This window comes from Kribbella catacumbae DSM 19601, from assembly GCF_000372465.1.
Taxonomy (GTDB): domain Bacteria; phylum Actinomycetota; class Actinomycetes; order Propionibacteriales; family Kribbellaceae; genus Kribbella; species Kribbella catacumbae.
The window spans coordinates 1-11,985 of sequence record NZ_AQUZ01000101.1; the positions used below are offsets into that span (position 1 = coordinate 1).

The window sequence follows — 11,985 nt, forward strand, 5'->3', positions numbered from 1 at the left end:
TCGGCGGCTGTGTGTCGGCTCCGTGCCCAAGGTCGCGTCCGGCCCGGTACGAGCGCTGACTTTGGGCACCGGGTAGTCACTGGTTCGGCGGCTGTCTGCCTGCCTCGTGCCCAAGGTCGCGCTCGCCGGAGTGGAGCGCTGACTTTGGGCACCCATCGGTCGAGCTTTCGGGTGGTACGCGCCTACCCGGTGCCCAACGTGGGGTTATCGGCCTTGGTAGATCTCTGTGATCAGGGCGACCGCCGCCTGGGTCGCGGGGTGAGGGTCGTGGCGGGGCCAGATGACGCGGACTGCGACGGGTGGCGCGTCGCGGAGTGGGCGGAAGACGACACCGGCCCGCCCGTACTGCGTGGCGGTGCTTTCCGGGGTGATGCCGACGACGCCGCCCGCCGCGATCCGGGCCAGCCAGTCGTCCACATCGGCCGTGTCTTCGAGCACCGGCTGCTCTCCGGTTGGCCAGAGATCGGCGCTCGTCGTACCGGTCCGGCGGTCGGACATGACGGTACGGGTGCGTACCTCGTCGAGCTTGATCGACCGGCGGCGAGCCCACGGGTCGTCGCCCGCCATCACGATGAAGCGGCGCTCGAGTCCGACCTCGGTGACGGCGAAGTGCTTCTCGTCGGGCGGGGTCCGGACAACAGCGAGATCGCAGACCCCCTCCGCCAGCCCGCCGCTCGGAGTGTTGGTGCGGATCAGCAGCAGGTCGACCTCGGGATGCAGTTCGGCCCAGCGACGCTGGAAGTACGCGGTATGCCGGCCGAGCGCGGACCAGGCATGGCCGACGCGGAGCCGGGCGTGCCCTGAGGTCGCCTCACGGACCAGCTCGTCCATCTCGGCAAGCAGCCGCCGGGCACGGGGTACGAGCTGCGCGCCGGTCGGGGTGAGCGCGATCGTACGACTGGTCCGGTGCAGCAGCCGAACCTTCAACGTCTGCTCCAGCGCCGCCAAGGTCCGCGACACCGCCGCCTGCGAGACGCCGAGGTCCAGCGCCGCGTCGGTGAAACTCCCCGCATCCACGATCGCCACGAGAAACCGCAGCTGCCGCAACTCCACATCCATACGCCTATCGTATAGATACTCATTTCATGCATTTTGCGTATTGCTTCGGCAGGCACATCCTGCACTCATGGGAGCAGATGCAGCCGTAGTCGACGCGGTGCCTTCAGCCGCCGCCGCAGCCGAGAGCGGGCGGGCTGCCGGCCTGATGATGATGCTGGGGAGCGCGCTCTCCAACCAGGTCGGAGCGGCGACCGGAGCGCTCGCCTTCCCGGCAGTCGGACCCGCCGGCGTGGTGGCAGTGCGGCAGTGGGTAGCCGCGATTCTGCTGGTGGGGATCACGCGCCCACGCTTCCGTTCATTCACGCGGCGCGAGTGGCTGCCTGTGTTCGCGCTGGCAGCCGTCTACGCGACGATGAATATCACCCTCTACACCGCGATCGACCGCATCGGCCTCGGCCTCGCGGTGACTCTTGAGTTCCTCGGCCCACTGGCCGTCGCCCTCGCAGCCTCGCGCCGCAGACTCGACCTGTACTGCGCCATTGCGGCCGGCGCGGCAGTCGTCGTCCTCATGCGCCCCCAGCCCACCACCGACTACCTCGGCATCGCGCTAGGACTCGTCGCGGCCGCGTGCTGGGCGGCGTACATCCTGCTCAACCGCACGCTAGGCAGCCGCCTTCCGTCCGCCCAGGGCGCTGCCGCGGCGTCGACCGTCTCCGCGATCGCCTACCTCCCGGTCGGCATCTGGATCCTCCTGCACCACCAGCCATCACTCCAGTACATCGGCTACGCGGTGGTTGCCGGTGTGATGTCCTCGGCGGTCCCCTTCCTGGTCGACCTAGTCGTACTGCGGCGCGTGCCCGCCGGCTTCTTCGGCCTGTTCATGAGCGTCAACCCGCTGCTCGCAGTACTGGTCGGCTGGATCGTCCTCGACCAGACACTCGGCCTGATCGAATGGCTCGCGATCGCCGCGATCGTCACCGCCAACACCATCGCGGCCGTCACCCGTCAAAGCCGTCTGGTTCTGAACGCGCGGCGGTAGGCGCTGGGCGTCGTTCGTACGGCGGCCTGGAAGCGGCGGCGGAGGTTGGTGGCCGAGGAGAGGCCGACGCGGGTGGCGATCGTTTCGATCGGGAGGTCGGTTTCCTCCAGCAGAGCACGGGTCCTGACGATGCGCTGAGCGAGGAGCCATTGGCCGGGGGGCGTGCCGAGCTGCTCGGCGAAACGACGGGCGTGGGTTCGCGGTGAGACGTTGATCCGTGCCGCCAGGTCGTCCACAGTGATCGGTTCCGCGAGGTGCTCGGTCGCCCAGTCCAGCAGCTCACCGAGGGAGTCGGTGGGTGCCGCGTCGGCTTCGGCGCGGTACTGGACCTGGCCGCCTTCGCGATGCGGCGGAATCACCATCCGCCGTGCGATCCGGGCGGCGTACGCGGCGCCATGGTCGGCTCGGACCAGTTGCAGACACAGATCGATCCCGGTGCCGGAGCCGCCGCTGGTCGCGACATCGCCGTGGTCGATGTAGAGCACGTCCGGGTCTACTTTCACGGCCGGGTACCGGCGCTGGAGCTCGTCGGCGTACCGCCAGTGGGTGGTGATCCGGCGGCCGTCGAGCACTCCGGTGGCGGCCAGGGCGGCACGCAGACCCTTGGCCACCACCATGTCGAAACCCTCGGTGGTCCTGATCGGGCCGGGCTGCTCGGTGCACACACCGAAGCGGTAGCGCTCGTCGCGGAAGACCGCCGCAGCGCAACCCATCGATGTGCACCAGCCCGGGCCTGAGGAGGTCTTCGTTGTCTCCGGTGTCTTCAACGACGGAATCCGTGATTACCCGGCCGGGTCTTTCGTCCATGCCCCAGCCGGCTCTTCGCACGTCCCGCAATCGGCGCAGGGCTGCACGTTGTTCCTGTTCTACCCCGAGGGTTAGCCAGGGAGCACAAGACGTATAAGGGCGGCGTAAGGGAATTCCCTGATGCCGGCGATAGCTGCTGTCGGGTTGAATCTGAGAAGTGGTGACGTCGCCGCGCGGGCGGGTCGGGCGTTCGGACTTCCGGGGGCGGAAAGTCCGAGCCCCGGCCCGCGTCAGCCACACCTGGCCGACAATGTCTCCGAGGTACGCCGCAACCGATATCCCACGCCGGGAACAGTCTCGATCAACGCGGGCGGTCCGAGCTTGCGGCGCAGCGTCATCATGGTGACGCGGACCGCGTTCGTGAACGGATCGGCGTGCTCGTCCCACGCCTTCTCGAGCAGCTCCTCGGCGCTGACCACGACCCCCGCGGCACGCATCAGGACGTCCAGCACCGCGAACTCCTTCGGCGACAGCTGGAGGAACCGCCCCTCTCGACTGACCTGGTGCCGGGGCAGATCGAGGACGATACCCTGCCAGCGCCGTACCGGAGGAAGGGCCGGGGCCGACCTGCGACCCAGCGCCTGAATCCTCGCCACCAGTTCCACGGTCGCGAACGGCCAGGACAGCACGTCGTCGGCGCCGAGAGCCAGCCCTTCGACGCGATCCGACACCTCTGCCGACCGGGTGAGCAGCAGTAGTCGCGGGCCTTCGCCGGACGCGACAACCTTCCGGAGTACCTCGTCCGCCGGGACTGTCGGCAGGTCGCTGTCGAGGACCGCCACGTCATAGGCGTGCATGCAGATGCGATCGAGGGCGCCCCCACCGTCATGGCAGACGTCGACCGCCATCGACAACTTCCGCAGCTCGCGAGCGGTGGCCGCTACGAACTCCGGGCTCACTCCCGCAATCAGTACTCGCACCGATACTGCTCCCCCAGTTCCGGTCGCTCCATGATCAGCAGTCGCCTATTCCGAGTATCGCCGAATTCCCTGTACTCCGGGTGGGTGCCTCAGCGCGTCTTTGGGTGTTACATCTGTCTTCGTGACGCGCAACACAATGAATCACTGACGCTGCAGGTAATTGCTCGCAGTATCCATCGCGCGGAAATGTAGTCAAAGAATTGAGAATTCCGCTTTTGATCAAACTCTCGGCCGCTATTACATCGATTTCCTCGCCGTCGCGGTGTTGTGGCTGGCTGCTCTCGCCAGCGGCTGCCGAAGCCGTTACTGTTCGGTAAGCCTTGGGGATGGGAGCGCGGATGGTAGAGGTCGGGCTGCGCAGTCGCTGGGGAGCGATTGCCGCGTTTGCTCTGGTGGGAGCGGCGACTCAGCTGGTCTGGCTGAACTTCGCCGGCGTGACGACGGTGGCGGCCGAGCGGTACGGGGTGTCCGAGAGCGCGATCGGCTGGCTCGCCCAGGTCTTCCCGCTGCTGTACGTCGTACTGGCGATTCCGGCCGGGCTGATTCTCGACAAGTGGTTCCGCAGCGGGCTGATCGCGGGAGCCGTGCTGACCGCGCTGGGTGCGCTGCTGAGGCTTGGCGGTGACGACTACGGCTGGCTGCTGGCCGGGCAGATCGTTGCCTCGGTCGCCCAGCCGCTGGTACTGAACGCGGTCACGGGCATCACAGGGCGCTACCTCGCCGAGAAGGACCGGCCGACCGGGATCGCGGCCGGTACGGCGAGCATCTTCGCCGGCATGGTGATCGCCTTCTTGCTGTCGGCAATCTTCGCCGACAGCAACGACCTTCCCGCGATGTTGTGGCTGACGGCAATCTTCTCGGTCGTTGCCGCCGCCACCTTGATCGTTGCCTTGCGCAAGCCGGGTGAGCACAAGGCCGCGCGGCGGCGTCCGGATCGCGGTGCCCTGCAGATCGCCTGGGGCGACCCGTTGATCCGGCGGGTGTGCGTGCTGGCGATCTTCCCGTTCGGGGTATTCGTTGCCATGACCACCTTCTCCCAGGCGTTGCTGGAACCGGCCGGAGTCAGCGCCGGGACCGCCTCGACAATCCTCCTCGTCAATGTCGTTGCCGGAGTCATCGGCAGTGCGGTCGTACCGGTGCTGGTGGTCCGGCATCACGCCGAGGCAGCGTTGCTGGTGGCAAGCTTGACGGTGACCGCGTTGGCCTGCGTCGCGCTGGCTTTGTGGCCGGGCGTGGCGATGGGATTCGTCGCGATCACGGTGATCGGGTTCTTGCTGTTGCCTGCGCTGCCGATCGTGCTGGAGCTCGTCGAGCGGCGTACCGGTGAGGCCGAGGGGACGGGCGCCGGGTTGATCTGGATGGCGGGCAACCTCGGCGGGTTGGTGGTCGCGATCGTGGTCGGAGTACTGGTGGATCACCCGGTGGCGGCGTTCTTGGTGATGGCGGCGGTCGCGTTGATCGCAGTACCGGGAGCTCGGGCGCTACGGCGACCTATCGCCGAGCTCGACGCAGAAGGCTGATCGCGGTGGCAGCAGTGGCGAGCAGACCACCCGCTCCTGCTGCGACAAAGGTCGTGCGGGCGTCGGTGTGCTCGAGCAGGAGACCGCCGAAGACGTAGGAGATGCCCGCGGCGAGCCCGATCGCGCCGTACAGGTTGCCGAAGACCCGACCAAGCATGCCGGCCGGTACTACGCGCTGCAGGTGGGTGTTGATCGCGACATCCAGCGCGGCGATCCCGACACCGCGGATGGTCTGCAGAGCGAGGGCGGCCCAGATCGCCCAGGCGAGGCCGGTGAAGAGGTTGCCAAGGCTGCTGATCGCGAATCCGGTGATCAGCAGCACGGGCATGGCGAATCGCGTTGCGTGCTTGGTGAGCAGGGCATAGCCGGCGACGAGGCCGATACCGACACCGGCGTACAGGATGGCGGCCGACGAGTCGCCACCGTCCAGCTCGTCCTTGGCGAGGAACACCATCGCGACGTCATCGACCCCGCTGAACGCGACCACCGCGAAGAAGCCGAGGCCGATCACCCGGACAGCCTTGGCCCGCCAGATATAGCCGAGACCTTCCTTGGCGTTGGCGAACACCGAAGTACCACTGTGCTCGTTGCTCGGCGGCAGACTCGGCAGGCCGACCAACAACAACGCCGACGCGAAGAAGGTGACCGCGTCGATCAGCAAGATCCCGCGCACATCGACCACCAGGAACAACGCCGCGGCGATCAACGGCCCGATCGCGTCCAGCCCATTGGTCCCGGCCCCGAGTGTCGAGTTGGCCGTCTCCAGCTGCTCATCGTCAACCAGCGCCGGTACTGCGCTCCGGCTGCTCGCCTGGAACACCTGCGCCACCAGACTCCGCACCGCAACCAGCACCAGCAAGATCGGCAACGGCGGCAACGCGATCGCCATCGCCGCCACCAGCACCCCCTGCGCCAGATCGCACCCGATCATCACCTTGCGCAGGTCGATCCGATCCCCGACCACCCCCGCGAACGCCCCGAACAACCCCGGCGTGAAATCCCCCGCCAACAGCAGCAACGCCACCGCCAGCGCGGCCCCCGTCTCCGCCTCCACAAACAGCAACAACGCGACCAGCCCCAGCGAGTCCCCCAAAAACGACACCGACCTGGCCGCAAACAACCGCCGAAACCCCCGGCTACCCCGCAACACCCCCACCGCACCCATCCGCCCAGTCTGCTCTACAGACCACCCCACCCACCCCTCATTTCCCATCCACTACGATGGACCAGCACTCCCGTGCACCCGCCGACGTGGCGCAACTGGCAGCGCACCGCTCTTGTAAAGCGGTGGTTAGGGGTTCGAGTCCCCTCGTCGGCTCTCTGAACTGCAGATATGCCCCCAGGGGCATCTTCAAATGGCAGTCAACTGACCGCTTACTGACCGCTTTGGCGGGGTCTTCTTCCCACGCGCGCTCCGCAGCCGCTCCTCCGTCGCGACCGCTACGCCCGACTCCCGCCCACCCGGACCTCTGCGGGCTCCGCCCGCGCCTTGCGCACTCCTACGTCGCGCGCCATCAACCGGCTGACCGTCTCCGCAAGGCAACTACCCGTTGCGCCAACCCGATGGCCGGAGTACTCCTCAGGCGCAAGGTCATCCGACGAGGACCGATCCTGCTCGTGAATGCTCCTCAGCGCATCTTCCAAGTGGCCTGCCGCCTCCGGACCCCGAGCTCACCGCCCGATGCAGTCATCGACCGTGGTCGACGTCCTGGAGTGCCCGAGCTGATCGGCAATCGTCCGCGGCGTCGGCCCGAAGTCCTCAAGAATCGTCGCGGTCGTCTCGCGCCGAACCTTGCGCAACTGTCGCCCCAGCTCGCCGCGGTTCTCGCTGCCGGTCGGGGCTCACCAATTCTAGTCCACCCAGAAGTCCCCCATGAGAAAACCAGACGGCTCGACGTATCGCTGCAGACATCGTGGGCGCTCGCAACTCTCGTCGGGCCTCGTCCGCAACTGCCGCGGTCAGAGTGGCGGCACGCCGCCGACTGCCGCCAAGGCTTTCCGGAGGCGGGTCTGTCGATCAAGCAGCCAGTCGAGGTACTGATTCCAGTTCTCCTCGGCGTTCACATCGGCGTCGGGCAGGTAGTCCGCGACCCGGGTCGCCTTGCGACCAGGCAACTCCTGCCAGTCCAGGGGCAGCCCGTAGACCTGTTCCATCTTCGACTGGTTGGCCCTGAGCGCTTGGAATCGGGCGAGGTTGACATCAGGGTCGGGTGATTCAAAGGTGAGTTCACTCGAGAGACCACGCTTGGTAAATGCCGTGTAGTAGGTGGCGCCGGCGATCCCGGCGGTCGTGGTGAACCACGAGTCTCGTGGAGGGCGCCTTGCCCGAGACCAACCCGGTCGGTCGACCTGCAAAAGGTCGATCCAACGGCTCCAGAATGAGCGGTACAGGATCTGTTTGCCGGTTGCCTCGGCCTGGCTGGTGGCCAATACCGGTAACTTAGGGTCTGCGGACGATGTTGATTGTGTCCGGTGGGGGTTGGGTGAGGTGGCGGTCGATCGGTTTCTTGGTGGGGAATGGGGTGCGGTGGGTGCGGCGTACGACGCGTGGGTTGTGCCTGCGGCGGCGGGTGGTGAGCCGTTCGAGCAGTTCAGTGGCGACGGCGCGGAGGGCGCGGCGCAGGCCGGAGGGGGGAAAGTCCCGCCTGGTAACTGACCTGGCGGCGGGCGGCGCGTAGCGCGCGGGTGAAGGACACTCGGTCGGGGTCGATGCCGGCGCCGGCCGCGCTGGTGTGGATCAGGTCGCGGATCGCGTGGTGGAGCAGGAGGATGCCCCAGATCTCCTGCTCGACGCCGTCGGGGTCGCGCGAGCGCAGCACCGGGCGGGCGTCGAGTTGGTGGGTCCTGATCTCGTCGAACACCGACTCGATCTCCCAGCGCTGTGCGTACGTCTGGGCGAGGTCGGCGGCTGCGGCGGTGTCGGGGTCGAGGATGGTGGTGACGAGGCGATAGACCTCGCCGGCCTTGTGTGGGTGCTCGGACTCGGATGCCTGCAGCGTGTACTCGACGACCCGCACCGCGATCCGCTTCCCGCGTCCGCGGGTCCTGGGCTTGACCAGGTAGGACAGGTAGGACCCGTCCGGCAACTCGGTGACAACAGGCAGCCGGGTGTCGGACTTGGCCCGCCACAGCAGGTCCGCGCCGGTCGCGGCCGCGGCCTCCCACAGGTCGTAGCCCAGGAAGTTGCGGTCGGCAACCAGCAGCATCCCCGGACCCAGCTTCGGCAGCAGACGGCGCAGCAGCTCCTGCTCGCCGACCCCGATGCCATCCATCGCGGCCGCGAACACCGCGTGCGTGCCGCACTCGGCCAGCGCCACCAGCCGCACCTGCGGAAACGCGCCGGGACCCTGGTCGTTGGACGGCTTGCCGAACCGGGCCGCATTGCCCTCCTCGTCCGGAACGTCGAACGTCGTCCCGTCAACCGCCACCAGCCGCCACGACCGATAGAACGCCCCCGGCGTGTCCGGCGCGGCCACCGGCACACACGCACGATCGAACAGCGCCGCCAGCACACCCGGACCCAGCCGGGCCCGGGCCTTGGAAATCGCCGGCGACGACGGCACCCGCCACGTCCCCTGCCAGCGCGCCGTCCAGGCCAGCCCCTGAACCAGCCGGCGCATCACCTCCTCATAGCTATCGGAGGCGAACAACGCCAACGCCATCACGTAGTACACGACCATCCGCGCCGGCAACAGCCGCGACCGCTGCTCCCTGCGCCCCTCGCCCGCGACAACCTCATCGACCAAGTCCGGCGGGAACGAGCGAGTCAACACCCCAACGCCCACCCGATCCGTCAACCTGTCACCCGACCGCGACCTAGCCTGACCAGCTCTTGGCACACACCCAACCTACCAGCCAACAGCCTAAGTTACCGGTATTGGGCTGGTGGCGGCCCGAACCGTCTTCTCCCAATCGTTGGGTTGGGCGACCAGTCGGAACGATGGCGCCGGATCGGACTGTCCGATCCGCACGACGCCGAGTTCCACACCGAAGAATCTCGTGTTCTCGTCGGTGCGAGCATTGAGCCAGTCGATAGCAGCTCGATGCTCGGCTCGAAAAGATGCGGCAACCCAGACGATCGTGGTGGGGTCAGTACCTGCCGCGTAGGTCAGGATTTGGCCGAGGTGGCCGTGATCGGAGGTCTCAAGCTGATTCTCCACGATCACGACTTCGCCGGTGGTCTCATCGCGACCCATGAGGTCCAAGCTGAATCCGCCTACCGGATGCTCTGCCACCTCGAGCGCGAGATCCATCCCGAGCAAGTCGCTGAGTACATCGACATTGTTGAGTAGCCACGGTGTGAAGCTGTGGGCCTCATGCGGCCAAACGTCGCGGGAGGGGACAGACGGGTTAGCCGGCCAAGGACAGGCATGGAGCCATCGGACATGGTTCCACCTTGCCATCTCAGTGCCCTCAGGTGGAGACATCCGGGCCTTTGTCGGCGAGGCTGGTGGGGAGCTGACCAACTGTTCCGGGTCAACCGCGATCCGGCGCCCCGACTGTCGCACGTCAGTTGGCAGACGGTTGTCGCGCAGCACCTGGCTCACGATTCGCGGCTTGCTGTCGGACCACGCCAAGCGACGTGGTCGGCCATGCGCCCGACTAATGACTCCCGTACACCTAAGTTGAACGATTCGAACCGTAGAGTCGCTGGAGGCCCAAGCGGTCGAGAGTCGCGAAGGCCGCAGGCATGCAGAGATACTTGCCCGTGCGGACCGCGAAAACGCGTTAGCCATGGCCAGAGAGGACCGTCTTTTGGGCCCAGCGGCCCGATCTCTACGCCCGCATCGTGGAAGATATGCGCAGTCGTGTCGAAGATCGAACTGACGGTCCTTCCGTGCAGCCTTCCGATGACCCCAGTCTCACAAGTTTGGCTACTCAAGCTAGCGTGCTCGCCAGCACGGCGGTGCGGGAACTCTTGAAATGAGTTCATCTACGATGATCCAGGATATGACGGCCAAGTGAACATCTGGGACAACATGCAAACGCTCGCGAAGCAGGAACTCGGTGTCCGCGCGACTAAGCACTGCGTGACCATCACCCCGCTCGCGTCTGCCGCGGACTCCTATGAAACCCGCGGTGCGCCCGACCATGCGCTTGCCTGCGAACAGTCAGAAGAGGCCCAATGGATTGCGTCGGGAGTAGCCTGCGGCAATGACTTTATCGGGTGACTACACGGCTACCCTTCCCCGCAAACGCATGGGTGCGGCTGTCTTGTTCATCGATTCAGCCGGACGCGCCCTGCTCGTCGAACCGGTGTACAAGGACTACTGGGAGATCGTCGGTGGATGTGTCGAGGAGAACGAGTCACCTCGGCAAGCCGCAGCGCGCGAGGTGAAGGAAGAACTAGGCACGACAGTCACGCCAGGGCGGCTACTCGTGGTCGACTGGGTGCCTCCTCGGCCGGACCGCACGGAGGGCGTCATGTTCGTATATGACGGTGGCACCCTAGAGGCACAGAGCACGGCCGGTATCCACTTACCGCCGGACGAGTTGTCCAATTGGGCATGGTGTACCCAGGAGCAGATCGAACAGCGGATGTCCCCGCTACTGGCTCGTCGGGTAGTGGCCGCTCTACGAGCCAAGACCGAAGGCGCATCCTTCGATCTGGAGGACGGCTTTCACCCGTGAGAGGCACCTAAGCACGTCCGAGAGTCGGCGGATCCAGCCGGGCCTGTCCTACGCGGCGAATGCGCTGCTGGAGGTTGAGCGGCGAACATGCTTCGTGTTGTAGGCGGTAGGTCATGTGGGGTTCCGAGCCCAGATGCTGTGCATCGTGGCCTCGTACTCTGCGAACGGATCCAGCCCTACCGCCGCTCGACGATCGTCGAGCGACTCCGGCCGGTCGATGGGACGGGGTTGAAGTGCGCCGTTGTCGTCGCTCACGAATTGCGTGCCGTACAGCTGTGGCCGGCCAGCGTTCACACGGCTCGGTCTTCCAGATAGGCGAGCAGCCGCGACGACGCCTCGCCGAGCGCCGCGGCAGCGGTCATCTGCTGTGGAAGAGCAACTGTAGGTCGGTGCTGTCGTCGGCGTGTTGGGCGAGCAGGCATGCCGCGGTGGCGGCCTCTTCGCCTACCTCGCATATCCGGGGCCAACAGCGCTCGGCGACCACGGCGTACAGCCAAGCGGTGTTGTCGTCGTCCACTTCCCGCGCTGCCGCCCACTCGGCCACGCGCGCATCCTCGGAGTAACCCTCGACACGTTGCCTGGCTTCCTGGTCCAGGCTCACCCGCCGCAACAGATCGGTCTGCAGCTCCTGGTCCGTCATGGTCGCAACGCTAGCGGGGTTCACCAAAGCCCAAGGAGTAGCGGTGTCACGGACCGGACCCGGCAGCCACGCGCTAGGTGTCTGGAATCATCGGTCGGCCAGTCGAGGATCGCGGCGGCACGCATCCGCTCAGCCTGTTCATGCCGCTTGAGGCGAAACCGGGGCCCTGACCCTGGTTCTTGGACACGCTGAATCCAGCCATGTGCTGGGGAAGCGAGATGATCAGGACCATGGCCCGCAAGAACTACTCCGAGGAGTTCCGTCGGCAGGCCGTCGACTTGTACGAGTCCACTCCGGGAGCGACGCTGCGTGGGATCGCAGCCGATCTCGGGATCGAGCGGGCGACCCTGGCACGCTGGGTCGACCTGTATGGGACGGGCAAGAAGACGACCGCCGACGGCAGCACCATCAGCAGCCCGTCCAGGCCCC

General features: G+C 66.6%; 15 protein-coding genes and 1 tRNA gene. 7 read left to right on the plus strand and 9 right to left on the minus strand.

The window, feature by feature from the left end; all coding sequences use genetic code 11:
- Nucleotides 1-204: 204 nt before the first annotated feature.
- Nucleotides 205-1,059, minus strand: a complete 855-nt coding sequence (locus A3ES_RS0144570) for a LysR family transcriptional regulator (RefSeq protein ID WP_020393328.1) — start codon at nucleotides 1,057-1,059, stop codon at nucleotides 205-207.
- Nucleotides 1,060-1,126: 67 nt separating this feature from the next.
- Here A3ES_RS0144570 and A3ES_RS0144575 point away from each other — a divergent pair, with 67 nt between their 5' ends.
- Nucleotides 1,127-2,038: an EamA family transporter gene (locus A3ES_RS0144575; RefSeq protein ID WP_026163796.1), complete on the plus strand. Its 912-nt coding sequence runs from the start codon at nucleotides 1,127-1,129 to the stop codon at nucleotides 2,036-2,038.
- Here A3ES_RS0144575 and A3ES_RS0144580 read toward each other — a convergent pair.
- Nucleotides 2,005-2,751 carry a helix-turn-helix domain-containing protein gene (locus A3ES_RS0144580; protein ID WP_020393330.1) on the minus strand — a complete coding sequence of 249 codons (747 nt, stop codon included), beginning with the start codon at nucleotides 2,749-2,751 and terminating at the stop codon, nucleotides 2,005-2,007. The two genes, A3ES_RS0144575 and A3ES_RS0144580, sit on opposite strands and share 34 nt — an antisense overlap.
- A 4-nt stretch (nucleotides 2,752-2,755) precedes the next feature.
- On the opposite strand from A3ES_RS0144580, the gene A3ES_RS57410 reads away from it, so the two are divergent.
- On the plus strand, nucleotides 2,756-2,920 hold the full coding sequence (locus tag A3ES_RS57410; RefSeq protein WP_202806736.1) for a cupin domain-containing protein: 165 nt from the start codon (nucleotides 2,756-2,758) through the stop codon (nucleotides 2,918-2,920).
- A 155-nt stretch (nucleotides 2,921-3,075) separates the two neighbouring features.
- Here A3ES_RS57410 and A3ES_RS0144590 read toward each other — a convergent pair whose 3' ends face one another.
- Nucleotides 3,076-3,765 carry a response regulator transcription factor gene (locus tag A3ES_RS0144590; protein ID WP_202806737.1) on the minus strand — a complete coding sequence of 230 codons (690 nt, stop codon included), beginning with the start codon at nucleotides 3,763-3,765 and terminating at the stop codon, nucleotides 3,076-3,078.
- 338 nt (nucleotides 3,766-4,103) lie between these two features.
- Between A3ES_RS0144590 and A3ES_RS0144595 the strand changes: the two genes are divergently transcribed.
- A complete protein-coding gene (locus A3ES_RS0144595; RefSeq protein WP_020393332.1) occupies nucleotides 4,104-5,285 on the plus strand; it encodes an MFS transporter in 1,182 nt (393 codons plus the stop codon).
- On the opposite strand, the gene A3ES_RS0144600 is transcribed toward A3ES_RS0144595, so the two are convergent.
- Nucleotides 5,257-6,450 (minus strand): MFS transporter, encoded by a 1,194-nt coding sequence (locus A3ES_RS0144600; protein WP_083934112.1) that lies wholly within the window; start codon nucleotides 6,448-6,450, stop codon nucleotides 5,257-5,259. The genes A3ES_RS0144595 and A3ES_RS0144600 overlap by 29 nt on opposite strands.
- 80 nt (nucleotides 6,451-6,530) lie before the next feature.
- Here A3ES_RS0144600 and A3ES_RS0144605 point away from each other — a divergent pair.
- A tRNA-Thr gene (locus A3ES_RS0144605) sits at nucleotides 6,531-6,603 on the plus strand.
- Between the two features lie 641 nt (nucleotides 6,604-7,244).
- Here the strand turns inward: A3ES_RS0144605 and A3ES_RS0144610 are convergent.
- The 3 genes from A3ES_RS0144610 to A3ES_RS50610 all read right to left on the minus strand — a co-directional run bounded on the left by A3ES_RS0144610 (nucleotide 7,245) and on the right by A3ES_RS50610 (nucleotide 9,538).
- The gene (locus A3ES_RS0144610; RefSeq protein ID WP_020393334.1) at nucleotides 7,245-7,715 is read right to left on the minus strand and encodes a DUF4268 domain-containing protein; all 471 of its coding nucleotides are present in this window, start codon (nucleotides 7,713-7,715) and stop codon (nucleotides 7,245-7,247) included.
- Nucleotides 7,716-7,876: 161 nt separating this feature from the next.
- Nucleotides 7,877-9,124, minus strand: coding sequence for an IS4 family transposase (locus tag A3ES_RS0144615; RefSeq protein WP_051084965.1), 1,248 nt, complete (start codon nucleotides 9,122-9,124; stop codon nucleotides 7,877-7,879).
- A 24-nt stretch (nucleotides 9,125-9,148) separates the two neighbouring features.
- Nucleotides 9,149-9,538 (minus strand): hypothetical protein, encoded by a 390-nt coding sequence (locus A3ES_RS50610; RefSeq protein WP_020393336.1) that lies wholly within the window; start codon nucleotides 9,536-9,538, stop codon nucleotides 9,149-9,151.
- Nucleotides 9,539-10,246: 708 nt separating this feature from the next.
- On the opposite strand from A3ES_RS50610, the gene A3ES_RS0144625 reads away from it, so the two are divergent.
- Nucleotides 10,247-10,456, plus strand: a complete 210-nt coding sequence (locus tag A3ES_RS0144625; protein ID WP_020393337.1) for a hypothetical protein — start codon at nucleotides 10,247-10,249, stop codon at nucleotides 10,454-10,456.
- A complete protein-coding gene (locus A3ES_RS0144630) occupies nucleotides 10,440-10,916 on the plus strand; it encodes an NUDIX domain-containing protein (RefSeq protein ID WP_202806738.1) in 477 nt (158 codons plus the stop codon). The genes A3ES_RS0144625 and A3ES_RS0144630 overlap by 17 nt, the downstream gene beginning before the upstream one ends.
- A 111-nt stretch (nucleotides 10,917-11,027) precedes the next feature.
- Here A3ES_RS0144630 and A3ES_RS57415 read toward each other — a convergent pair whose 3' ends face one another.
- Nucleotides 11,028-11,210, minus strand: a complete 183-nt coding sequence (locus A3ES_RS57415; RefSeq protein ID WP_020393339.1) for a DUF6624 domain-containing protein — start codon at nucleotides 11,208-11,210, stop codon at nucleotides 11,028-11,030.
- A gap of 64 nt (nucleotides 11,211-11,274) precedes the next feature.
- The gene (locus tag A3ES_RS52055) at nucleotides 11,275-11,556 is read right to left on the minus strand and encodes a hypothetical protein (protein ID WP_020393340.1); all 282 of its coding nucleotides are present in this window, start codon (nucleotides 11,554-11,556) and stop codon (nucleotides 11,275-11,277) included.
- Between the two features lie 230 nt (nucleotides 11,557-11,786).
- Between A3ES_RS52055 and A3ES_RS0144645 the strand changes: the two genes are divergently transcribed.
- Nucleotides 11,787-11,985: transposase (locus tag A3ES_RS0144645; RefSeq protein WP_020393341.1), on the plus strand; the 199-nt coding region annotated here is incomplete at its 3' end.

Coding starts and splice junctions, on each gene's coding strand:
- A3ES_RS0144595 (WP_020393332.1), top strand. CDS start 4,104: ATGGTAGAGGTCGGGCTGCGCAGTCGCTGGGGAGCGATTGCCGCGTTT.
- A3ES_RS0144580 (WP_020393330.1), bottom strand. CDS start 2,751: ATGGGTTGCGCTGCGGCGGTCTTCCGCGACGAGCGCTACCGCTTCGGT.
- A3ES_RS52055 (WP_020393340.1), bottom strand. CDS start 11,556: ATGACGGACCAGGAGCTGCAGACCGATCTGTTGCGGCGGGTGAGCCTG.
- A3ES_RS50610 (WP_020393336.1), bottom strand. CDS start 9,538: ATGGATCTCGCGCTCGAGGTGGCAGAGCATCCGGTAGGCGGATTCAGC.
- A3ES_RS0144570 (WP_020393328.1), bottom strand. CDS start 1,059: ATGGATGTGGAGTTGCGGCAGCTGCGGTTTCTCGTGGCGATCGTGGAT.
- A3ES_RS0144575 (WP_026163796.1), top strand. CDS start 1,127: ATGGGAGCAGATGCAGCCGTAGTCGACGCGGTGCCTTCAGCCGCCGCC.
- A3ES_RS0144600 (WP_083934112.1), bottom strand. CDS start 6,450: ATGGGTGCGGTGGGGGTGTTGCGGGGTAGCCGGGGGTTTCGGCGGTTG.
- A3ES_RS0144630 (WP_202806738.1), top strand. CDS start 10,440: ATGACTTTATCGGGTGACTACACGGCTACCCTTCCCCGCAAACGCATG.